The organism is Nocardioides sp. P5_C9_2, from assembly GCF_054049555.1.
This window is the reverse complement of record NZ_JBFUMD010000747.1, coordinates 1-1047: the sequence shown is the minus strand read 5'-3', so window position 1 is coordinate 1047 and position 1047 is coordinate 1. Positions and strand designations below refer to the sequence as shown.

Annotated in this window: 1 protein-coding gene; it reads left to right on the top strand. The window is 72.0% G+C overall.

The features are described 5' to 3' along the window. Positions 1-130: 130 nt before the first annotated feature. Positions 131-1047, top strand: a 917-nt coding sequence (locus tag ACXJKL_RS21475; protein WP_457209018.1) for a transglutaminase family protein, incomplete at its 3' end; no start/stop codon positions are given.

Sequence of the window (1047 nt, the reverse complement as noted above, 5' to 3'; positions counted from 1 at the left end):
GGGTCGGGCTCGGCGAGGCCCTCGACACGGTGGGCGGCACCCTGCGCGCCCTGTCCGGTGAGCTGGCCGCCCGCTACTTCGGTCGCAAGCCCCCGTCGCGGGTGCTGCTCGGGCAGTGGGGTGGTCGCGGGTGAGCCGCCAGGGTCCCGACGACTTCACCCCACGTCGCTACGAGGTCCGGCACCGCACGACCTACACCTACGACGGCGCCGACGTGACGTCCTGCTACGAGCGCGGCTTCCTGGGCCCACGGTCCACGCCGACCCAGCGGGTGGTGGGCAACGACGTCCAGATCTCGCCCGAGCCCGACCTGATCAGCGAGCACACCGACCACTTCGGCAACCGGTCCTTCTACCTCGAGGTCCGCACCCCGCACCGCGTGCTCGAGGTGAGGAAGACGAGCGTGGTCGACGTCGACTGGCCCGAGGTCGACCTGCACGCGCTCGATGCCTGGACCGTCGAGGAGGCGGTCTCAGCGCTCGCCGAGGACGCCGACCCGGTCGACCACGCGTCGTACCTCCTGCCGTCGCGACTGGTGGCCGTCGACGACAGCGTCCGCGACTACGCCCTCCGCACGCTCGGTCCCGCCACTCCGCTGGGGCAGGCGATCGTCGGGCTGACGCACGCGATCTTCGAGGACTTCACCTACGCGTCGGGGGTCACGAACGTGCGGACCACGCTTCCCGAGCTGCTCGCGCTGCGCCGGGGCGTCTGCCAGGACTTCACGCACCTGGCCCTGGGCTGCCTGCGGGCCGTCGGCCTGCCGGCGCGGTACGTCAGCGGCTACCTCGAGACCGCTCCTCCGCCCGGGAAGCCCAAGCTCGAGGGCTCGGACGCCTCGCACGCCTGGGCCTCGGTCATGGTGCCCGGCGGCGGCTGGATCGACCTGGACCCGACCAACGACCACCTGGCCGACTCTCGGTACGTCGTCACGGCCTGGGGTCGCGACTTCCGCGACGTCTCCCCGCTCAAGGGAGTGATCTTCACCGAGTCGAGCGGCTCGTCGCTCGACGTGGGCGTCGACGTGGTCCGTCTCCCCTCCTCGGG